A 21,826-nucleotide genomic window follows, 5' to 3' on the forward strand; every position below is an offset into this window, starting at 1 on the left:
CCGCATGACAGCGCCCCAGGTTCCCGTGCGGACGGGCCGGGAACCCGGGGCGCTGCCGACTCACTCAGAAAGACTCATCCGAGTGCACTGATCGTTACGATCCCGCGTGCGCAGCTCCCGCCCGCCGACGGCTCGAGGCCAGCAGCCCCAGGCCTCCGGCCAACAGGATCAGCCCGGACATCAGAGTCCACGTCCGCACGCCCGCGCCGGTCTGGGGCAGCGGCGCGTCCGGATCGTCCTTGGCCGGTTCCTCGGCCGGCTCGTCGACGTCCGGTTCCTCCGCCGGCGGCGTGTGGTGCTCGGTCGTGCAGTCGGCGTTGCCGTCTTCGGCCGGTACACAGACGGCGCGGTCGTCGTCGCTGGTGACGACGTTCTGCATCGTCGCGTCCGGCTCGTCGCCGACGGTCACCGAGTAGGTCACCGTCACGACCTGACCGACTTCGAGATCACCGGTCCACGTCAACGTCGTGCCGTCCCGACCGAGCTCGCCGGAGGAGGCCTTGGCGTCATCGTTCCACGTCGCCACGTCGCTGACGCCGGACAGGTCGTCGGTGACGCGGGCGTCGGCCACCGGTGCCGTGCCGACGTGTTCGATCGTCACGGTGTAGGTGACGACGTCGCCTTCCTGCACCTGCGAGCCGGACTCAGGGTCGGAGGTCTTGGCGTAGACGTAGGCGCCGTTGACGTGTTCGGTCGTGCAGGCCTCGTCCTGACCCTCGGCGGGCACACAGCGCCCGTCGGTGGTCACGACGTTGACGAGGTGCCGGTCGCCGTCCGCGGTGACGGTGACCGAGTACGTCACCGTCACCTCGTCGCCGGGCCCGAGGTCACCGGTCCAGGTCAGGATCGGCTCCTCGTACGAGATCTCGCCCGCCGACGCGGTCGCGTCGTCGTTCCAGTTGGCGTCGTCCAGCACGGCCGTGAGGTCGTCTTCGAACGACGCTGCGGGCACCGGCGCCGCGCCGATGTGGCTGACCGTGACGGTGTAGGTGATCTCGTCGCCCACCTCGACCGCCGAGCCCGTCTCCGGGTCCGACGTCTTGACCACCTCGTAATCACCGAGCTGATGCGTCGTCGTGCAGTCCGGGTTCTCGTCCGGTGCGGGGACACACCGCGACCGTTCATCGTCCGGGCTCGCGACGACGTTGGCCAGTTCGAAGTCGCCGGTGTCAGCGACGGTCACCGAGTACGTGAGCGTCACGACCGCACCGACCTCGAGGTCACCGGTCCAGGTCAAGATCGGCTCCTCGAACGACACCTCGCCCGCCGACGCGGTCACGTCGTCGTTCCACGTCGCGTCGTCCAGCACCGCCGTCACGTCGTCGGTGACGATGGCCTCCTGCACCGCGCCCTCGCCGTACTGGGTGATCTGCACGCTGTAGGTGACGACGTCACCCACCTGCACCGTCTCGCCCGGCGCGGGATCGGAGGTCTTCGAGTACTCGTAGTAGCCCACCGGGTGCTCGGTGTCACAACGATCCGCACAGCCTGGCGATTCGACCTGGTTGTGCAGGAACGTGCTGCCCTCGGCTTCGAGGCCTGCGATGTCCTTGACGGTCACCGAATAGGTGATGGTCGCGACCTCACCAACCGGGATCACGCCTTCCCACGAGATGGTCCCGCCCTCCAGGGTCACCTCGCCGATGTCGGCCTCGATGTCGTCGTTGTAGACGGCGTCGTCGAACACGTCGGAGACGTCGTCGGTGAACAGCGCGCCCGCGGGTACGTCACCCTGCTGAGTCACGGTGACGGTGTAGGTGATCACCTCACCCGGCTTCACCGTCGTACCGGACTCAGGATCCGACGACTTCTCCACGACGTAGTCGGTGACGATCAGCACGGCCGACGTACGCATCACCAGCTCGGTGTGCTCGGCCCGCGCCTGGGCGCGGTTGACGTACGAGTCCCGTGGCTGCGCCCCGTCGGTGGTGATCACCACCTGGAAGGAGAACGTGCCGCCGGAGGCCAGTTCACCCCCGATCACGCGGATGGCCGTCGGATTCGCCGGCTTCTCCGTCGTCCAGCCGACCGTGTTGCCCGTGGGATCACCGGCCGCACCGTTGGACTCGTCGGCCGGGTCGTCCACCAGCGTCGCGGGATCGGCGTCGGTGTAGTAGACCGTTCCGCCATCCGGTGTGACGACCTCGTCCAGCGTGTACGTCCCGGAGTACGACGTTCCGCGGCCGTCGCCGTTGTACGGCAGGATGTCGATCGTGTCGGTGTAGGCCTGGGCGATCGGGTCGTGCGATTCGATCGCCACCGTCCACGATCCCTGACCCACACCGTCACCGCCGGCGTTCGGGATGTAGTCCACGTCTGAGGTTTTCAGAATGGTCGTGTAGCCGTTCGTCGTGGTCGTCACCGTCTCGGTGGCCGGGCCCGACGACTCTCCGCCGTAGCTCGACGTTGCAGTGTTCGTCAGCTGTGTCCCCGGCTCCACGCTGGCGTCGGCCACCGCCTGATAGCTGAGTTCGTGCGAGGTGTTGGTCGCGACGTCGTTCAGCGTCCAGGTCAGGACCTGGCGCCCTTGGGCGTCGGTCGTCACCGCCGGTTCGGGGTCGGCCGACCCCGGCTCGTAGGTCATGTTCAGCGGCAGCGTGTCCACGATCTCGTAGTCGTCCACGGTCGGCGGGATGATCCCGCTGCCATTGGCCGAGTACGTCAACGTGAACTGCGCCGGTACGCCCGGTGTGACGGTCGGGCTGGCCGCCGATTTCTGGATGTGCGGAGTCGCGGTGATGATCCGCAGGATGTCCCGCCGCCCGGTGGTGAATGGATAGCGCGCGTCGGGCGTCGGCGTGACCTGGTTGCCGGCGCCCGGGCCCAACCAGTCCCCGCCACGGCGCAGGACCGAACCGAACGTCCATACGTCCTGCCCGACCGGAGCGTCAGCGTTGATCATGGTGTACGAGCGGATCTGGAGCCGCAAGGCGTTCTCGTCGGCGAACTGCGAGAAGGGGAACCGGATGCGCGCGGCCTTCACGGTGGACAGGTCGGCCGGCTCAGCGGTAGTCCAGTTCGCCGCGTCCGCGCCGCAATCGAACTGGTCCGGGTCGTACTGCCCGCTGCCGGGGGTGACCCGCGGGTCATTGCCGACGTAGTACTCCACCGGGATGGACTCGATCACCTCGGCGGTTTCGCCGGCGTTCCACCTGACCACGTCGACCGGCGCCGCCCCGTCCGGGTCGACCAGCGTCACGTGTCTCGTGTCGAACGCGCTACATGCGCCGTAAGGGCTGTTCGCCGGCGAGTCGTCGGCGGCGAAGCCGCTGGTGGTGATCTGGCGCACGACTGTTCCCGCTGAGACGCGGTAGGTGTCATCCCAGCTGTTGCCGCCCGATCGGGTGTACGCGCGGTGCCACGCGGCCGACCAGGAGCCCGGCAGGGTGAACGACTTGTTCGAGTGGTTGTTGCCTGGAAGATCCGCGTACTGCTGGCCCGTCGGCGCCCTGTAGGTGGGCGCGCTCGACTGCAGCTCGATGGATCCCGCCCGGTCGGTGAACACCCGGAACCAGAGCGAACCGCTGGCGACGGCATCCCAGTCCGGAGGCAACGTCTTTCCGGTCGAGTCCTGCGACGGCGCATTGAGCAGGTCGTAGTTGATGCCGCTGAGAGTCAGCTCGAAGACCCCGGGGCTCAGCTCGGTCAGCGTGCACTCCTCGACGAAAGACCCACTGCGAGGGTGGTCGGGCCTGACGTCGTCCCTCGACCACGGGTGCCCGTCGGCTTCGCCGTAGTTGAACGGAGTACAACCGTAGACGTCGTCTCGCACGTGCTGTCCGACGTCGACGTTGGACCCGTCGGCCGCGTTGACATTCAGCCGGTACGTCACCTCGTCCGGGCCGGGATCGGACCCCTTGCCCAGGCGCAGTGTCCACTGGATGTCGACGTCCACCACGGTGAAGTCGTCGTTCCACGCCTGTTGGCGCGTGTTCTGCCCGTAATAGATGTCCATGGCGAACGGGTTCTCGATCAGGATGGGCGGCAGGTCAACGGTCTGGCCGTCCGGTCCGGTGCCGTCCAGGGCGATCTCGTCGCCGGTCAACCCGTCGGCGACGACGGGTGTCTGCACCACGAGCGCGGTGCCCATGGCGACCGTTCCGACATTGCAGGTGAGTTCCCTACCGTCCTCGGAGCGAGAAGACACCGGGTCCACGTTCTCGGTCAAGCAGAGGTCCGGAACCTCGTCGAAGAACGCCTTGTCGACGGTGAACGTCGCCGTCACGTTGTCGACCGGGTCGTTGCTCGGCGGCTCTTCGGCGTCGTTGACGTTGACCCGCCACTCGGCGACCACCGGATTGCCTCGGGCGACCGTGTCCGGCGAACTCACCCACGACCCGGTGATCTCGTACACCGGCGTCGACGCCGGCTGCACCGGAGGCTCCTCGTCATCCGCAGACGTGGGGCGAGCCTGGTCCTGTGCGGGCGCCTGGTCCGGCTCTTCCGGCGCAGCGGGCTGCTCAGTCGGCTGTTCCGGCACGGCCTCCGGTGCGGGCTCCGGTAACGGCTCGGTCTCCACCAAGTCCTCGGCAGCAGGCTCGTCCGTCGCAGGCTCGTCCGGCGCGGATTCCGACGCCGTCACGAGTTCTTCGCTGGAGTCCGGCGCTGTGCTGGCGGCGCCTGCGAGCTGCGGACCCATCATCGTCGTCGCGAGCATCAGGCTCACGACGGCGGCCACAGGACGGCGCCTGTGACCGACGAAAAACCGTCTCAACATCCGGAGCACACCGCCATGCGATGCGCGATATCTTCCCTTGCCGCTGGTGGCCATACCGTCGTCCCCCTTGCTCGCGAGCTCGTGGCTGCGGGCGCCCCCGCCCCGCACGATGTCTGCCCTGCGCCGAGGCGATCTGGTGCTGGTGAAAATCGGCGAGGCCTACGAACAAGGAGTCGTGACACGTCGTGATCAGCACGCCACTGCCGCGTGATGTAGATCACATTCGCGCTGTCGTTCGCCCTGCCCGAACCGGGCCGAAATGGTTCTCAACGGACTACGTACGTGGTTTCCGTACGTGATCATGCGGACTTCCCCGACGCGAAACCGGACATTCCACGGCCACCGTCTCCTGCATGATCACCGGGTGGGACCGTGAACAGTCGACACGTCGCCTTCTGCGCCGAGCACACGAGGGGGACGACACCGCATACGGCTTGCTGTACAGACAGCTCGCCCCGGTAGCGCACCGGACCGCTCGCAGCATCGTCCGCGATGCGCACGCCGCCGACGATCTCGTGCAGGAGACCTTCTACCTCGTGTTGAAGGCGGTACGCTCCGGCCGTGGTCCACGCGACTCGTTCGCCGGTTACGTGCTCACCACCGTCAAACACCTGGCCTACCGGCATTCCAAGACGACGGCGCAGACCGTGGCCGTGGGCGACGAAGCCGCCTGGGAACAGCTCCGGCAGACTACGGATCCGGCAGCCGCTGCTGACGACGTCACTGCCGCGTGGGCCAGCCTGCCACCCCGCTGGCGTGCGGTGCTCTGGCTCATCGAGGTCGAGCGATACACGCCCGCCGAACTGGCAGACGCCTTGTCGATGACACCGAATGCCGTGTCCAGCCTGGCCACGCGAGCTCGACGTGCCTTACGGGACGCGTTCGCTCGCGACGGCGCCGTACTCATGCCCCAACGGCGCGCTCGCCGTCCCGGCCGGCGATGATCACGCTGGCCAACTCGGTGCGGGAACGCACGCCCAGTTTGCGGAAGACCCGGCCCAGATGCGTCTCGACCGTCCGCACGGAGATGTAGAGCTCTTCGGCGATCTCGCGATTGCGTTTGCCCGCTGCGGCCAACGTGGCCACCCGCAACTCGGCCTCGGTGAGTCCGGAAAGCGTCTGCGCCGGGCGCACCCCGCCACTGGCCGGGTCGCCGTCAGCACGGGACGCCAACGCCACGGCACCACACTCGTGCGCGATCACCGCGGCTCGACGCTGAACCTCGCTCGCCTGGGCCAGCCGACCCGCGGCCCGAAGGCGCTCGGCGTGACACAACAGTGTCCGCGTCAGCTCGACCGGCGAGACGTCGCTCGTCCGGGTACGGCTCGCCTGCTCGAACAACGCCAACGACTCGGTGCCGGTCGCGACGAGCGCATGGCAGCGGGCGACGGCGTGTTGCGACCACGCGGTCGGTACGGTGCGAGCTCGCACGTCGAACTCGGCCAAGATGCGCCGGGCACGCTCGAGGTCGCCCGCGCCGACGCAGGCTTCCACGAGATCGGGCTCGACGCCCAGCAGGGCCGGGTCGGCGAATTCCAGAGCGTGCCTACGAGCGACCTCCAGGACGGAGACCGCCTCGTCGTATCGGCCCAGGAACAGCAACAGCGCGCCGGTCTCCGCCTGGACTCGCACGGTCAGCCACGTGTCGGAATGGCGCCGGGCGTTGTCCAGGCACTGTTGCCGGGCCGCCCAGGCGAGGTCGAGCTCGCCAGTCAGCGCGTGAACCCGGATCATCGTCGCCGGTACGGCAATGCGTTGGATCCGACTGCCGCTCCCCACGCGTTCCCACGCCGAGGCAGCCGCGAGAGCTGCGCCCAGCCGCCCTGTGCGGGCCTCGAGCATCACGCGCGCCGACCACCCGGCGGCCTGGATCGTACGGGAATCGCACAGCCGCGCGTCGGCGGTCACGTCGTGCAGCAACCGTCCTGCGTCCGCGAACCGCTCGACGCTGGTCAGCACCAGCGCATGGTGAATGTTGCGCTCTGCTTCGACATAGGCGTCGCCGGGTACGACATCGTCGGAATCGACCAGCTTCGCGGCGTCGTCGAGTTCGCCGTTCAGCGCCGCCAGCCGGGCACGAGTACGGCGAACGCGGGCGGCGGCGGCCTCGTCGAGGTGAGGTCCCCGCTGCTCAGCCGAGCGCAAGAACCTCGAAGCCTCAGCCGGCTCCATCCGTTCGACGAAGCCATGCGCAGCGAAGAGCTCGAGCCCCGCTGCTCGGCCGGGATCCTTCTCGCCGAACTCGCCGATGTAGCGCGCGATCATGCCGGTCGCCACATCGCCGTCGAGCAGATTACGCGCCCGTGCTTCGAGCAGGGCCAGATCGGCACGCTGCTCGATCGAGGTGTCGAGCCGGAATCGTTCCCGCGCCACCTGCACCGTCTCTTCCAGGCGCCCGGTCCGTAAGGCGAACTCTCCAGCCAGCAAGAGACGATCGACTCGAGCTGTGGGCGACGACGTCAATCGCGCCGATTCCCGGGCGAAGGTGAGCGCTCGCTCGCATTCTCCCCTGGCCAAGGCCCGCGCCGACACCTGGTGGAGTTCACCGGCGATCTCGTCGTCGGTGTCGTGGCGGCTCTGCGCCAGATGCCACATCCGCTGCTCGTCGTCATCGTCCGCGTAGGCTGCCGCCAACGCTTCGTGCGCTGCGCGTCGCTCCATGTGCGTGGCCGCGCGCCAGATCACCGAGCGGAGCGCAGTGTGCCGGACGGTGAACGAGGCGCCGGAAGCAGTCAGGAACGTGTCCAGCAGCCATCCCATCAGCGCTTCGTGATCGGACAACGCCCGCACGACCGGCGCGATCCGGCCGTCCTCACAGCCCGTGGCCACCAGCAACGCCAGACGTCGCGGGCCGTCGAGATCGTCGAGCTCGGGCAGATACAGCTCTTGGAGCACCGGAGACCAGGGCAGATGCCGATCCAGGTCGACCTCTCCGACCAACTGCGGGTCCGGCACGCGGGCTACGACGTCGAGCAGGGCACGCGGGTTTCCGCCGACTCTCGACACGATCTTCGCCGCCACGCTCGGCAACGCGTGTCGTCCCGCACCGCGCTGCGCGAGCATCACGGCGTCGTCGAAGGGCAACTCGGCGAGCTCGATGGTCGCCAGGCCGTTGATCTGTGCGGGCACGGACGCCTGCGGTGCGACGAGCAACAGCGCCACACAGCAGGAACGGAGCCGGCGGGCCATGAAACTCAGCACGTCCAGGGACGGCGCATCCAGCCGGTGCGCGTCGTCGACGGCGATCAGCAACGGCTGTCGCACCTGCGCCACCAAGGCTTGCGCTTGGCGAGCCACCTCGTAGGTCTCCGACGTCTCGCTCAGCCCGGCCAAGAACGCCTCGATGGCGTCACGCGCGTCGGTCTGCGTGTCCGGCAGCGCTTGCAGGCTCGTGGACAGGACCAGGTCGAGGCCCGCGTACGCCCATCCGCGTTCGGCCTCTGAGCCCACGACAGCCGACACGACCACGTCGGACTCCGAACGCAGCGACGACACGAAGTCGCCCACCAACGCTGTCTTCCCGACGCCGCTCGCGCCGGTGACGACGATCACACCCCCGACCCCCGAAGCCAGCCGAGCCCCCAGAACACGCAGCCTTCGCTGCTCCACCTCGCGTCCGATCAGGTCAAAGCCCAGGTCGAACTCCACACCCCACCCCTCGATCCAACGTCCCCCTCGTCGAGATCGACGCACCTCCAGCATGGCGCTCAGGGCGGGCGGAGAAAGCGGAACGGGGGTATGTGCCGGAATGTCTCAGCCCGGCGGTTCATGGCGACGGCCGGTGCCGGAAACAGACGACGGGGCCGGAACCCTCGCAGGTTCCGGCCCCGTCGGGGGTTACGAGTCGGATCAGACCGCAGCGTCCTGACGGATCGGCTCGTCATCGCCGATGGCGGTCGAGCGCCGCTTGGAGAACCAGACCGCGCCGACGACGATCAGCGCCGCCACGATCGCGATGGTGTAGCGCAGCGCGTCGTTCTGGTCCGAACCCACGCTCATGGTGACGATGGCCGGCGCGATGAGCACCGAGACCAGGTTCATCACCTTGATCAGCGGGTTGATGGACGGGCCGGCGGTGTCCTTGAACGGGTCACCGACGGTGTCACCGATGACGGTCGCGTCGTGCGCTTCCGAGCCCTTGCCGCCGTGGTAGCCGTCCTCGACGAGCTTCTTCGAGTTGTCCCAGGCGCCACCGGAGTTGGCCAGGAAGATCGCCATCAGCACACCGCAGGCGATGGCACCGGCGAGGTAGCCGGCCAGCGGGCCCACACCGAGCCCGAACCCGACGGCGATCGGGGCCAGCGCTGCAAGCAGACCGGGTGTGGCCAGCTCACGCAGCGAGTCCTTGGTGACCATGTCGACGACACGCCCGTACTCCGGCTTCGACGTCCCCTCCATGATGCCCGGATCGTCACGGAACTGACGGCGCACCTCGAACACGACCGCACCAGCCGCGCGGCCGACGGCGTTGATGGCCAGGCCGGAGAACAAGAACACCACCGAGGCACCGATGATGATACCGACCAGCACGTTGGGCGAGACGATCTCGTAGGTGAATGCCGCGACGGTGCCCTCCGACACGTCGGCGACGCCGGAGACCTCGCTGAGAGCCTTCTGGATCGCGTCCATGTACGAGCCGAACAGCGCCGTGGCCGCCAGCACCGCGGTGGCGATCGCGATGCCCTTGGTGATGGCCTTCGTGGTGTTGCCGACCGCGTCGAGCTCGGTCAGGATCTGCGCACCATCGCCCTCGACGTCGCCGGACATCTCCGCGATGCCCTGGGCGTTGTCGGCGACCGGGCCGAAGGTGTCCATCGCGACGATGACGCCGACCGTGGTCAGCAGGCCGGTACCGGCCAGAGCGATGAGGAACAGCGACAGGATGACCGACCCGCTGCCGAGCAGGAAGGCACCGTAGACCGCAGCGCCCACCACCACCGCGGTGTACACGGCCGATTCCAGCCCCAGCGCGAAGCCGGAGAGGATGACCGTCGCCGGGCCGGTGAGGGAGGTCTTGCCGACGTCGCGGGTCGGCTTCTTCTCGGTGTCGGTGAAGTAGCCCGTGAGCCACAGGATGATGGCGGCGAGCACGATACCGATGATCACGGCCAGCATGGCCAGCACGCGCGGGTCGCCGTCGTGATCGCCGAGCCCGCCGTCGAGTTGGCTGAAGGTGTCCGGCAGGTAAGCGAACGCCGCGATCGTGGACAGCACCGCCGACACCACGGCCGAGATGTAGAACGACCGGTTGATCGTCGTCAGGCCGCTCTCACCGGTGCGGGGCCGGGTGAGGTAGATGCCCATGACGGCGGTCAGCGCACCGATGGCCGGCACGATCAGCGGGAAGACCAGGCCCTCCTGGCCGAACGCGGCCTGGCCCAGGATCAGCGCCGCCACGAGCGTCACGGCGTAGGACTCGAACAGATCGGCGGCCATACCGGCGCAGTCGCCGACGTTGTCGCCGACGTTGTCCGCGATGGTCGCGGCGTTGCGCGGGTCGTCCTCGGGGATGCCTTGCTCGACCTTGCCGACCAGGTCGGCGCCCACGTCGGCGGCCTTGGTGAAGATACCGCCGCCGACACGCATGAACATGGCCAGCAGGGCGGCACCGAAACCGAAGCCCTCGAGGACCGTCGGCGCGTCGTCCTGGTACGTCAGCACGACGATGGCCGCACCCAGCAGGCCGAGACCCACCGTGGCCATGCCGACCACGCCGCCAGTGCGGAAGGCCACCCGCATGGCGGGGTCGCGGCCTTCATCACGGGCGGCGGCGGCGACCCGGAGGTTCGCGCGGGTCGACAGCCACATCCCCAGATATCCGATAGCGGCCGAGAAAGCGGCGCCGACGAGGAAGAACAGCGACCGGCCGATCCGGACGCCGGTGTCGCCGGGCAGGAGGAACAGCAGGCCGAACACCAGCACCACGAAGATGCCGAGAGTGCGGAACTGTCGATTGAGGTAGGCCGCGGCGCCCTCCTGCACGGCACGCGCGATCGTCTTCATGTTCTCGGTGCCCTCGTTGGCAGCGAGAACCTCCCGGCGAAACAGCGCCGCCATGGCTAGGGCTGCCACCGCGATCAACGCGACGACAACCACATAGGAGAGGTTGAGCCCGGTCATTCGTCCTCCTTGACGTGGCCCTCGGGCAGGGCTTTCTAGCGATGCCCGCGCCACGACCACGAGGGCCGCGCGCTGTCAGCGTGTGTGCGATCGGAACCGGGGCCCGGGTACGGGCACAGTGCTCCGGCCGATTGCCGGAGTCTAGAGCGCTTCCGGGTCAAAGTTCACATCGGGTCGCCCGAACGGGCCTTCCGTCCCGGTCTTCCGACCCGATTTCCCGGCGTTGTCGGCGCGTCTTCGTCACGTCGCGGCGATCGCCTCGTCCACGGTCGCGTGAATCGGGAAGACCTTGGTCAGACCCGTGATCCGGAAGATCTTCAAGATCCGCTCCTGGGTGCAGACCAGGCGCAGGGAGCCGTCGTGTTGTCCCACTCGTTTGAGTCCGCCCACCAAGACACCGAGCCCGGTGGAGTCGAGGAACTCGACGCCGCGCATGTCGACGACGATGTGGTGGTGGCCGGAGTCGACCAGATCGACGAGCTGGTCACGAAGTTTCGGCGCCGTGTAGACGTCGATCTCACCACCGACGACGACCACACTGCGGCCACCCTCAGTCCTGGTCGACAACGACAGGTCCACGCAGATCCTCCAAGCCTTCCGTGACGCATCCGGCCACGTTCACGATTCTCACTTCGTAGCCGGACCACTGAAGGATTCAACCATGATGCGAGACTCACAGGCGTGTCCAGTCCGAACCATTTGCTCGATGTCCTCACGTCCGGGCCCCACCGGGCCGGTCGTGTGACGCATGTCGAGTCGCTCCCCGCCCGGGAGGCCTCCCCCGGCGAGTGGCCGGAATGGCTCGACCCCGTGGTCCGTGAGCGGCTCGAATCCCGCGGGATCGTCACCCCGTGGACGCACCAGACCAAGGCCGCGTCACTGGCGTGGCACGGGCGGTCGGTCGTGCTGGCCACGGGGACCGCTTCAGGCAAGTCGCTGGCGTACCTGATGCCGGCGCTGACAGCGGCCCGGGGTGGGCGCCGCAACGGCGGATCGACCCTGTACATCTCACCGACCAAGGCGCTTGCTGCCGACCAGCTGCGGGCGTTGGACGAGTTCGACGTCCCGGACGTGGTGGCGACGCCGTACGACGGCGACACGCCGCTGGAGCTGCGCGAGGTCGCCCGCGCGCACGCCACGTACGTGCTGACCAACCCCGACATGCTGCATCACTCCATCCTGCCCCGGCATCACCGCTGGGCAGGCCTGCTGCGCTGGCTGCGGTTCGTGGTCGTCGACGAATGCCACGGCTACCGCGGCGTGTTCGGCTCGCACGTCGCGCACGTGCTGCGGCGGCTGCGGCGGCTGTGCGCGGTGTACGGGGCCGACCCCACGTTCATCCTCGCCTCCGCGACGACCGCCGAACCCGCACGCACGGCGGAGCTGCTGACCGGCGTGCCGGTGGAGGCGGTCACCGAGGACGGTTCACCGCGGGGCGCCCGGACGTTCCTGCTGTGGCAACCACCGATGAGCCGACCCCCCAGACAGGACGACAGCCAAGACGACAGCCGGGACGGTCGTCGCGGCGTGCTCGCCGAGACCGCCGACCTGTTGTCCGACCTGGTGGTCGCCGACGCCCGCACGGTTGCGTTCGTCCGGTCGCGACGGGCGGCGGAGACGGTGGCCGGCATGGCCCGCTCGGCGCTGTCCGACGTCGACGAGAGCCTGCCGACCAAGGTGGCGTCGTACCGCTCGGGTTACCTGGCCCACGAGCGCCGCAGCCTCGAGTCCGCACTGCACGACGGGACGCTGCGTGCTTTAGCGGCGACGACGGCGCTGGAGCTCGGCGTGGACGTCAGCGGCCTCGACGCCGTCTTGATCGCTGGCTGGCCCGGCACCCGGACGTCGCTGTGGCAGCAGTGCGGGCGGGCCGGACGCTCCGGCCGAGACAGCTTGGCGGTGCTGCTCGCCGACGACGACCCGCTGGATTCGTATCTGATGCATCACCCCGAAGCGGTGTTCGGCCTGCCGGTCGAGGCGACGGTGCTCGACCCGGACAACCCGTACGTGCTCGGCCCGCACCTGTGCGCGGCCGCCTCGGAACGGCCGCTGTCGATGGACGACGCCGCCATCTTCGGCCCCGCGACCAGCGACGCCCTGCACACTCTGGAGCACCGTCGGCTGCTGCGCCGTCGAGCCCCGCGGGCCGACGGCACCCCCACCTGGCACTGGACCAAGCGGGAGCGGGCCACCGACCTGGCGGACCTGCGCGGATCGGGCCGCGTGGTCAATCTGATCGAGCAGGGAACCGGCCGCGTCCTGGGCACGGTGGACGAGGTGCGTGCGCACTTCACGGCGCACGAGGGCGCGGTGTACGTTCACCAAGGCGAGACGTATGTCGTCGAGACGCTCGACCTCGACGAGTCGGTGGCCATGGCGCGGTCGGAGGCACCTGATTACACGACGACGGCGCGCGAGGTCAGCACGATGCGCGTGCTGGACGAGGCGGCCGCGACGACCTGGGGCCCAGCCCGCCTGGCGTTCGGAACGGTCGAGGTGGAGAGCCAGGTGGTGGCGTACCTGAAGCGCGCACTCGGCACGGGTGAGATTCTCGGCGAGATACCGCTCGACCTGCCGGTTCGCCGGCTGCGGACCCGCTCGGTCTGGTGGACGCTGCCCGACGAAGCCGTGGCCGAGGCCGGACTCGACGACACCTCGGCACCGGGAGCGGCGCATGCCGCCGAGCACGCGTCCATCGGGATCCTGCCGCTGGTGGCCAACTGCGACCGCTGGGACATCGGCGGCCTGTCGACGGTGCGCCACCCCGACACCGGGCTGCTCACGGTGTTCGTTCACGACGGCCACCCGGGCGGGGCCGGCTTCGCCGAGCGGGGTTTCCATGCGGCGCATCGCTGGCTGAGCGCCACTCGCGAAGCGATCGCCACGTGCGCGTGCCGGGACGGCTGCCCCTCGTGCGTGCAATCGCCCAAGTGCGGCAACGGCAACGAGCCGCTCGACAAGGCCGGGGCGATCCGCCTGCTCGACGTGCTGCTGAAGTCGGCGGAGTGACTCGTCTCCGGACGACGGACGCGGGAGTTTGCGACCTCGTACGCGCCCCGACGGGCTCGTGCGCTCGGTACGGTAGTGACGTCGTCTCGGTGAGGGGTGGTCGTCGTGGTCGCGGTCTCGTTGATCGTCCTGCTGCTCATTCTGCTGCTGACCGTCGCGATGGCCGCCGGTGGGAGCGAGACGGTGACGGTCGACCTGTTCGGCGCCGACCTCACCACGTCCGGCTCGGGGGTCTACGTCATCGGCTTGGTGGCCGGCGCGACCACGGTGGTGACGTTGTGGCTGCTGCGTGTCGGCCTGCGTAAGGGCTGGCGCCAGCATCAGCGGATCAAAGATCTGGAGCGCCGCGCCGACCAATCCGACCAGTCCGAAAAGACCGAGCCCACGCCGACGCAGCAGCAGCCGGCTGAGCCCGGTCCGGACGTCTCGGACGCCGATCGCACCCAGACCGGGCGGCCTGGGAACGAACCCAGCTGAGCGACGGCGCCGGCCATGACGTCACCTAGGCTGGCCGGGTGACGTCACTACTGCGGTCGGTTCCTGCGCCTGGGCTGGTGCTAGGCGGGATCGTCTCGGTTCAACTGGGCGCCGGCATCGCGAAGGGCTTGTTTTCGACGTTGCCCCCGACTGCGGTCGTGTTCCTGCGGTTGGCGTTCTCAGCGATCGTGCTCCTCGCGATCGGCTTCGCCGCCTTCGGCAAGGCGCTGCGTCTCGCCCGGCGTGCCGACCTGGTGGTGGCGGTGGGCTTCGGTCTCGCGCTGGCGACGATGAACTTCGCGATCTACGAGTCGTTCTCGCGCATTCCGCTGGGGATCGCGGTGACGATCGAGTTCCTGGGCCCGCTCGGCGTGGCCGTGGCTTTCTCTCGCCGCTGGGTCGATGTGGTGTGGGTGGTCCTCGCCGCGTTCGGGGTGGCCATGCTCACCCGTGGCGGCACCGAGGGGATCGATCTGGTCGGCGTGCTGTTCGCGCTCGTGGCAGCCTGTGGCTGGGCGTCCTACATCCTGCTCGGCTCGCAGGTCGGGAGACGTTTTCCCGGCGCTTCGGGGCTGGTGCTGGCGAGCATCGTGGGTACGGTCCTGGTCGCGCCCTTCGGAGTGGCCAGCGGCGGCACGGCGATGTGGGAACCGCACATCCTCGCGACGAGCGCTGTGATCGCCCTGCTGTCGTCCGTGGTGCCGTACACCCTGGAGCTGGAGGCCCTGCGCCGGTTGCCGGCCCGGGTGTTCGGGATCCTGATGAGCCTCGAGCCCGCCGTGGCCGCACTGGTGGGGCTGGTCGTGCTGAACGAGATCCTCTACGCGCGCGAGTGGTTCGCCATCGCCTGTGTGGTGATGGCCTGCCTCGGCGCGACGCGGACGCGGGCACGCCGCGCCGAGGCGCCAGCACGCGACTAGGGCGGACCGGCTCGGGCCCGGCGGAGTTGGTCGGGCAGCCATCCCGGCGGCGGTGCGGGGACGAGGACCTGCACCTCCACCTCCCATCCATCGACGACACAGTCACGCAGGTGCGCGCCGTTCGCCTGGGCCACGCGAGCGGCCAGGGCACACGGATCGCCGGTTCCGCCGGACACCTGCTGCGCGGCGGCGAGCGCGGCCAGGTCGGCCGCTGCCGCGGCCCGATGGCGGACGGCGTAGCCGGCAGCGAGCCCCGCGACCGCCATCAGCGTCACGGCCACGGTCATGATGACGCACAGCACGAGGACGGTGCCCGCACCACGTTCGGCGCGCACGCGGCGGCTCACTCCGGCTCCGCCCAGGCGACCGCCTCGCCGTGCGCCGTCGGCGCCGGGACGGCATCGCCCACGGGACCCGGCATCGACACATCGGCGCTGACGCGGACCCGGACGGTGCCGTCCACCTGTTCGACGTCGACCGTCGCGCCCTCGGGAGCCACCTCCTGCGCCACCTGGCGGACCACGGCCGGTTCTTCCCCACGAGCCACGGCCCGGGCTGCCTCGCGCGCGGCGTCGACACAGCGCAGCTGCGACGCGGCGAACAACACCGCCCAGACGGCGGCGACCAGCACCAGCGCGAGCGCCGGCAGCGCCGTCGCGATCTCGGCGGTGACCATGCCGCGCTCGGGGTCGCCCCGGGCCGGACGCCGGCGGGTCGCTGCCCGCCGGCGCCGCGTCGTCGAACTCATCCGCCGATGACCCCGAAGGCCTTCTCCAGCAGGCCGGTGAGAAGGCTCTGCACGGTGTCGCTGGTCAGCAACTGATACAAGACGCCGCCGAACCCACACGCCGCGACCGTGCCCACGGCGTACTCCGCCGTCGTCATGCCGCGCTCACTGTGCTTGAGTCGCCGGATGATGGTGACCATGAATCCTCCACGTGACCCGGCAGTCCGGCCGGTACGGAGCCCGCTTCGTACGGGCTGCGACCAGGCTCGTCCGCCGGCGTGGTGAATCCCAGGGGACGTTGTCGATCTGGGGACAACGTGCCGCATCCGGCGCGCTTGTGGACAACGACGCCGTCGGGTGAGCGACGGTGACAGTCACTCGGTGAAGGCCCAACCCGACCACGACTCGACGGCGACGCGGATCACCGGCCCTCGGGGCGGATCGGACCGGTACGGCGGATACTTCTCGCGCAGGGCCGCGATCGCCGCGCCGCGGGCCGGTTCGCCGTCGACCACGCGCGCCTGACCGTCGGCGCGCACCCACCACAGCTGCGACCAGTCGTCGGCATAGTGATCGCACAGCACCGCGACGTACGGATTGGCGGCGATGTTGCGCAGCCTGCGCAGGTCGAGCGTGGACTTCGGCTTCTGGTCGATCGCGGTCACCAGGAACTCGCCGGAGACGGCGAAGGTGATCGGCACGATGTGGGGGCGCTGATCCTGGCCGGTCGTGGCCAACCGCGCCACCCGGGCCGAGGCCATCCGTGCTCGGCAGGCATCGCGGTCGAGGCGCACCACAGGCACGACTCTACGGATCAGAACAGCGCTGCGCCCGACGTGACGACGATGGGAACGACACCGAGCAGGACGAAGGCCGGCAGGAAGCACAGGCCCAGCGGCGCCGCTGCGCGAGCGCCCAAGGCGCGGGCGCGCGCCTCACCGGCGCGGCGGGTGGCCTCACGGGCGTCAGCTGCTGCGCGCCGCAACGCAGGGCCCGGCGACGTGCCTTTCGTCAGAGCCGATTCCAGCGACCGGGCAAGGGGACGGACCGTCGGCTCGGCCGTGATCGGCGCCCACGCTCGCGCCGGATCGGCACCGACGCTCGCTGCGGCGGCCGCGTCGACCAGCGCGCGACCCAGTGGACCGCCGATCGCCGCGCCCACGGCTTCGGCTGCCACCACGGGCGGACATCCGGCCGTCACGGCTGCGGCCAGGAGGTCGGCAGCCAGTGGCAGCATCCCGGCCACGTGTTCACGTTCACGCACGCGTGCTCTCGGTTCCAGTCGGGGCAGCCAGAACCAGGTCGCGACGCCGAGTCCGGCGCCGAGGACGGCTCCCACGGGCCACCCGAGCAGTGTCACGCCCGCCACGGCAGCGCTGCCGGCAGCCAGCGCACGGCCCCGCCGTGAGGTCGGCCAGTTCGCCGGCACCGATCCAGCCCGCTGATCGGCAGCTCCGCGAGCGCTCACGGACCGAGCCCCCAGGACCGAGCGCAACCGGGTCGGCCCCGGCGCCGGGGCGAGACCGACGACGACGGCGAGCGCGGCACACAGCGCGGCGGCGACACTCACGTCTGCCACACCGAGCGCACCGACTTCGCCGCGCGGTCGACCCAGAACAGGCCGGCCGCGACGAACACCGCAGCCGCTGCGATGCACCCCAGCCCGTACACCGACCTGGTCAGGAACTCCAGCGCGGCGCCCTCGCCCGCGGAGAACAGCATCAAGGTCGCCACCGGCAACACCGCCATCAGCCGAGCCGTCGTGCGAACCGAGGCGAGATGCGTGTACGCCTCGCGACGGACACCGGCTTCGGCTCGCAGCGAGTCGGCCACGGTGACCAGGACCGCCGACAGCCCCGCACCGGTGCGCTCGGACACCTCCCACGCCGCTGCGACTGCGACCAGCGCCTCCGCACCTGGCTGGTGCGCGCTGGCGCGCACGGCGGCGGCTGGATCGCCACCGACCATCGCACGCCCGGCCGCGTCGGCGAACAGATCCGGCCACTGGTGCGCGACCGAGGTCAAAGCCTGGCGTGCGGGGACGCCGGAATCGAGCTCCCCGGCCAGCGCCACACAAGCTTCCTCGACGTCACGCTCCCGCCGCCGCCGGGCCTCGGCCGCCGCGCGCCGCCTCCACCACCGCCGGATCACCAGCGGCGCGAATCCGCCGACCATCAGTCCGCCTGGCCCGGCCACGGTTATCCCGAGCCCCGCGCCGAGAACACCCGCGACGACGACCACCTCAGCCCCGGTCCGCACCTGACCTCTCCTTGCCCGTGGGGGCTGGGTCTCGCCCAGCCCCAGCCGGGTCGCCAGGAGGCGAGGTCGGCCTCCGGCCAGCACCGCGGCCGCAGCTGCCGCGAGCACCACTGCTGCGGCGGTCACGGCAGCTGCCCGCGCCGACTCAGCCAGCCCGCGAGAACCGCGTGGCCAGGCCCGCGTGTGACGGTGCCGGTGTCGTCGACGACGAACGCCGGATGCATGCTGATCGTGTCTCCGTCGGCCCGGGTCACCACGTTCACCTCGGCCACGTGGCGCACTGCGTACCGGTCGCGGGCCAAGTGGATCACCACGTCGAGCGCTGCCGCGGCCTGCGCGTGTACGGCATCGCGCCGGAGCCCGGCAGCGATACCCAGGGCTTCGAGCCGGGCCGGTACGTCGTCGGCGGAGTTGGCGTGCATGGTGCCGCAGCCGCCCTCGTGACCGGTGTTGAGCGCGGCCAGCAGGTCCACCACCTCGGCACCGCGGACCTCACCGACGACGATGCGATCCGGGCGCATGCGTAGCGCCTGCCGAACGAGGTCGTCGAGCCCGACCCGTCCGGCGCCCTCGACGTTGGTCGTGCGGGCCTCGAGCCGGATCGTGTGCGCGTGGTCGGGGCGCAGCTCCGCGGCGTCCTCCACCAGGACGAGCCGCTCGTCCGGAGGACACAGCCCGAGCAAGGTGCTCAACACGGTGGTCTTGCCCGTACCGGTGCCACCCGTGACGAGAAAGGCGAGCCGAGCGTGCACCACTGCCGTGAGCCATGCCACCAGCTCCGCCGGTACCGTTGCCGCCTGGACCAACGCCGGCAGGTCGAACGTTCGCGCTGGCGGCACCCGCAGCGAGATCACCGTCCCGTCGGGGGCGACCGGCGGCAGGACCGCATGGAAGCGGGTTCCGTCCGGCAGTCTGGCATCGGCGAACGGCACGGCGTCGTCCAAGCGCCGCCCCGCGGCCGCGGCGAGCCGTCCGGCCAGGCGACGGACCGCGGCCTCGTCGCTGAACCGGACCGAGGTGCGTTCCAGCCCGTGCCCGCGGTCGATGAAGACGTCGTCGGGGCCGTTGACAAGCACGTCGCTCACACCGGGTTCGCGGAGCAACGACTCGAGTGGCCCGGCACCGGTGATGTCGGCTCGCAGGGCCTCGGTGACCTCGAGCACCGCGGCGTCGCCGAGCACGGCGCCTTCGGCTCTGAGCACGGCCGCGACCCGCGCCGGCGTCGGCGGCTCGGCCGCGGCGGCAAGCACCCCTCGGACTCGTTCGAGCAGGGCGGGGTCGACGCTGCCGGAGCGGGGAGCCAGCGCCTGCCGGACGGCCATCACGCCGCCCTCGCCTGGTAGGCGGGCACGACCTCGTCCAGGACAGCCGTGCATGCGGTGACCGTCGGGCCCTTTTCGTCGAGGCCCGGCGGCTCGCCCCGGTCGATGTTCGCGGTCAGCCGTGGCTCGGAGACCAACTGGGCACCGAGTGGTAGCCCGAGTGCGGAGGCGACGTCGGCGCCGTCCAGCCCGGACGACGACGGGCCGCGAGACACCACCCGCACGTCGGCGGCGACGGTGGTCAACGTGGCCGCCACCCGCGAGGCCGCCGCCACCGCCCGGACCTCGGCGGGCACCACCAGCAAGATCGCCGAGCACTGGACGATCGCCTCTTCAGCTGCCCGGTCCGGCCACCGAGGCAGATCGAGCACGACGAGGTCGCAGGCGCGCCGAGCCGCCGACAACACCGCGTCGGCCGCCTCCGGCGGAATGATCGGCAGATCGTCACGCCCGCAAGACAGCACCGCCAGGCCGTGGCGGCCGGGCAGCTCGGCGTGCAGGGCCCGAGCGCTCAGCCGCCCTTTCGTGCCGGCCAGGTCGGCCCAGCGCACACCGGTGACCGCTTCAGCGCCCAGAACGAGGTCGAGTCCGCCGCCGAGCGGATCCAGATCGACGAGGACGACCGAGAATCCCCGCCGTGCGGCCGTGACGGACAGCCCGGTGGCCAGGACCGAGGCACCCGCACCACCGCAGCCGCCGACAACACCGAGGACGACGGCTTCACGGCTGTGCCCTTCAGCGGCATCGGCGAAGCGACCGGCCAGCCACGACTCGTCGCGGGGTAAGAACAGCGCCTGCTCGGCGCCGAGCTCGACGCCGCGCCGCCAGATGCCGGCGTCGTCCGGGTCGCGCCCGACGATGTACACGTCGCGCCGCCGCGTCGGCGCGAGCCGCACCAGCAGGCCGGCTTGGTCGTCACCCACGACCACCAGCGGCGCCCTGGGCCATCGCGACCTAGCCGCCCCCGGGTCGCCGGCGACGTCGACGTCCACCCCTGCTGCCGCGGCCAGGCGCAGCAGGTCGTCCAGCAAGGCGTCGTCGGCGGTGACCAGCAGCGGACGGGGTGACAGCGACGGACCCCCTGCGGGTTCGCGCTCGGCACGGATTCGGGAAGACGGGCGGGACACGGAGCACCTCCGGGACAACGGATCAGACCGCTTTCAGCCTCACCGGAATCGGCGCCCGGGCGTCAGGGGGCTGCGTCGATTTGTGGACGACCAAGCGAATCGGCCCGCCCTGTGGACGACGGCGAACAGGCCCGGAAAATGGACACGGCCCCTGCCGGGTGGGAGGCAGGAGCCGTGTGGACCCGGCCAGGGGGGCGGGCCGGGTCGAGGCGGCGGGGGGGTGCCGCCGATGAGATGGTGCCCCACTCCTCCGGGCACCAAACACGCCGCTGTAGAAAAAGTTGTCTACATCTTCCCGGGGCGCCTCAGCGGTCTCAGCTGACTCGTGGCTTTCCTGAACCTCATCGGCATCAGGAGGTTCGATCGGTATCCTCGTACAGCGTGGACAACGACGACCACCCGCGCACCGCCGCGTTCTTCGACCTCGACAAAACGATCATCGCGAAGTCGAGCACGCTGGCCTTTTCCCGTAGCTTCTACCAGGGCGGACTGATCAACCGCCGAGCCGTCCTGCGCAGCGCCTACGCCCAGTTCGTCTACCTGGTCGGCGGGGCCGACCACGACCAGATGGAGCGGATGCGCGAGTACCTGTCCGGCTTGGTCACCGGCTGGGACGTCCAGGCGGTGAAGGACATCGTCGCCGAGACTCTGCACACCATCGTCGACCCCATCGTCTACGACGAGGCGGTCACCCTCATCGAGGAACATCACCTGGCCGGGCGAGACGTCGTCGTCGTGTCGTCCAGCGGCGCGGAGGTCGTCGAGCCGATCGGTGAGATGCTCGGTGCCGACACCGTCATCGCCACCCGCATGACCGTCGGCGACGACGGCAAGTTCACCGGCGAGCTCGCCTTCTACGCCTACGGCGAGAACAAGGCGACGGCGGTGCGCGAACTGGCCGCCGAGCGTGGCTACGACCTCACTCGCAGCTACGCCTACTCCGACTCCGCGACCGACCTGCCGATGCTGGAGGCCGTCGGACATCCGTACGCCGTCAATCCGGACCGGTTGCTGCGCAAGACCGCGGCTGAGAACGGCTGGCCGGTGCTCGTGTTCTCCAAGCCGGTGGCCCTCGGGCAACGGGCATCGTCGCTGCGCGACGCGCCCCGGCCGGCCATCGCTGCCGCGGCGATCAGCGCCGGTGCGGC

At 70.0% G+C, this 21,826-nt stretch carries 17 protein-coding genes; 5 read left to right on the forward strand and 12 right to left on the reverse strand.

The window, feature by feature from the left end; translation table 11 throughout:
* Positions 1-94: 94 nt before the first annotated feature.
* Positions 95-4,678, reverse strand: coding sequence for an LPXTG cell wall anchor domain-containing protein (locus M6444_RS16455; RefSeq protein ID WP_298329768.1), 4,584 nt, complete (start codon positions 4,676-4,678; stop codon positions 95-97).
* A gap of 392 nt (positions 4,679-5,070) precedes the next feature.
* Between M6444_RS16455 and M6444_RS16460 the strand changes: the two genes are divergently transcribed.
* A complete protein-coding gene (locus tag M6444_RS16460) occupies positions 5,071-5,661 on the forward strand; it encodes a sigma-70 family RNA polymerase sigma factor (protein ID WP_298329771.1) in 591 nt (196 codons plus the stop codon).
* Here M6444_RS16460 and M6444_RS16465 read toward each other — a convergent pair.
* From M6444_RS16465 to M6444_RS16475, 3 genes are all read right to left on the reverse strand, one after another.
* Positions 5,621-8,365, reverse strand: a complete 2,745-nt coding sequence (locus tag M6444_RS16465; RefSeq protein WP_298329774.1) for a LuxR family transcriptional regulator — start codon at positions 8,363-8,365, stop codon at positions 5,621-5,623. The genes M6444_RS16460 and M6444_RS16465 overlap by 41 nt on opposite strands.
* Before the next feature lie 201 nt (positions 8,366-8,566).
* A complete protein-coding gene (locus M6444_RS16470; RefSeq protein ID WP_298329779.1) occupies positions 8,567-10,837 on the reverse strand; it encodes a sodium-translocating pyrophosphatase in 2,271 nt (756 codons plus the stop codon).
* A 240-nt stretch (positions 10,838-11,077) separates the two neighbouring features.
* Positions 11,078-11,416, reverse strand: coding sequence for an STAS domain-containing protein (locus tag M6444_RS16475; RefSeq protein WP_298329783.1), 339 nt, complete (start codon positions 11,414-11,416; stop codon positions 11,078-11,080).
* 102 nt (positions 11,417-11,518) lie between these two features.
* Between M6444_RS16475 and M6444_RS16480 the strand changes: the two genes are divergently transcribed.
* From M6444_RS16480 to M6444_RS16490, 3 genes are all read left to right on the forward strand, one after another.
* Complete coding sequence (locus M6444_RS16480) at positions 11,519-13,846, forward strand: DEAD/DEAH box helicase (RefSeq protein ID WP_298329786.1); 2,328 nt, start codon at positions 11,519-11,521, stop codon at positions 13,844-13,846.
* Between the two features lie 105 nt (positions 13,847-13,951).
* Positions 13,952-14,323, forward strand: a complete 372-nt coding sequence (locus M6444_RS16485) for a hypothetical protein (protein ID WP_298329789.1) — start codon at positions 13,952-13,954, stop codon at positions 14,321-14,323.
* A 38-nt stretch (positions 14,324-14,361) separates the two neighbouring features.
* The gene (locus M6444_RS16490) at positions 14,362-15,243 is read left to right on the forward strand and encodes an EamA family transporter (RefSeq protein WP_298329792.1); all 882 of its coding nucleotides are present in this window, start codon (positions 14,362-14,364) and stop codon (positions 15,241-15,243) included.
* On the opposite strand, the gene M6444_RS16495 is transcribed toward M6444_RS16490, so the two are convergent.
* From M6444_RS16495 to ssd, 8 genes are all read right to left on the reverse strand, one after another.
* Complete coding sequence (locus M6444_RS16495; protein WP_298329794.1) at positions 15,240-15,590, reverse strand: Rv3654c family TadE-like protein; 351 nt, start codon at positions 15,588-15,590, stop codon at positions 15,240-15,242. The two genes, M6444_RS16490 and M6444_RS16495, sit on opposite strands and share 4 nt — an antisense overlap.
* Positions 15,587-15,991: a TadE family type IV pilus minor pilin gene (locus tag M6444_RS16500; RefSeq protein ID WP_298329796.1), complete on the reverse strand. Its 405-nt coding sequence runs from the start codon at positions 15,989-15,991 to the stop codon at positions 15,587-15,589. Before M6444_RS16500 ends, M6444_RS16495 begins: the two co-directional genes overlap by 4 nt.
* Positions 15,988-16,170, reverse strand: a complete 183-nt coding sequence (locus tag M6444_RS16505; RefSeq protein WP_298329797.1) for a DUF4244 domain-containing protein — start codon at positions 16,168-16,170, stop codon at positions 15,988-15,990. The genes M6444_RS16500 and M6444_RS16505 overlap by 4 nt, the downstream gene beginning before the upstream one ends.
* A gap of 174 nt (positions 16,171-16,344) precedes the next feature.
* Positions 16,345-16,764 (reverse strand): TIGR03668 family PPOX class F420-dependent oxidoreductase, encoded by a 420-nt coding sequence (locus M6444_RS16510; RefSeq protein ID WP_363326404.1) that lies wholly within the window; start codon positions 16,762-16,764, stop codon positions 16,345-16,347.
* A gap of 20 nt (positions 16,765-16,784) precedes the next feature.
* Complete coding sequence (locus tag M6444_RS16515; protein ID WP_298329800.1) at positions 16,785-17,540, reverse strand: type II secretion system F family protein; 756 nt, start codon at positions 17,538-17,540, stop codon at positions 16,785-16,787.
* Entirely contained in the window at positions 17,537-18,355 is an 819-nt protein-coding gene (locus tag M6444_RS16520; RefSeq protein ID WP_298329802.1) for a type II secretion system F family protein, read from the reverse strand. The genes M6444_RS16515 and M6444_RS16520 overlap by 4 nt, the downstream gene beginning before the upstream one ends.
* Positions 18,352-19,551, reverse strand: coding sequence for a TadA family conjugal transfer-associated ATPase (locus tag M6444_RS16525; RefSeq protein WP_298329804.1), 1,200 nt, complete (start codon positions 19,549-19,551; stop codon positions 18,352-18,354). The genes M6444_RS16520 and M6444_RS16525 overlap by 4 nt, the downstream gene beginning before the upstream one ends.
* Complete coding sequence (gene ssd / locus M6444_RS16530) at positions 19,551-20,678, reverse strand: septum site-determining protein Ssd (protein ID WP_298329806.1); 1,128 nt, start codon at positions 20,676-20,678, stop codon at positions 19,551-19,553. The genes M6444_RS16525 and ssd overlap by 1 nt, the downstream gene beginning before the upstream one ends.
* 381 nt (positions 20,679-21,059) lie before the next feature.
* On the opposite strand from ssd, the gene M6444_RS16535 reads away from it, so the two are divergent.
* A partial coding sequence (locus tag M6444_RS16535; RefSeq protein ID WP_298329808.1) for an HAD-IB family hydrolase occupies positions 21,060-21,826 on the forward strand: 767 nt, incomplete at its 3' end.

Source organism: Haloactinopolyspora sp. (genome assembly GCF_027324685.1).
Lineage (GTDB): Bacteria > Actinomycetota > Actinomycetes > Jiangellales > Jiangellaceae > Haloactinopolyspora.

What these genes read in the sequence shown, in the direction of transcription:
- M6444_RS16460 (WP_298329771.1), top strand. Translation starts at nt 5,071, where the DNA reads ATGATCACCGGGTGGGACCGTGAACAGTCGACACGTCGCCTTCTGCGC.
- M6444_RS16470 (WP_298329779.1), bottom strand. Translation starts at nt 10,837, where the DNA reads ATGACCGGGCTCAACCTCTCCTATGTGGTTGTCGTCGCGTTGATCGCG.
- M6444_RS16500 (WP_298329796.1), bottom strand. Translation starts at nt 15,991, where the DNA reads ATGAGTTCGACGACGCGGCGCCGGCGGGCAGCGACCCGCCGGCGTCCG.
- M6444_RS16505 (WP_298329797.1), bottom strand. Translation starts at nt 16,170, where the DNA reads ATGGTCACCATCATCCGGCGACTCAAGCACAGTGAGCGCGGCATGACG.
- M6444_RS16525 (WP_298329804.1), bottom strand. Translation starts at nt 19,551, where the DNA reads ATGGCCGTCCGGCAGGCGCTGGCTCCCCGCTCCGGCAGCGTCGACCCC.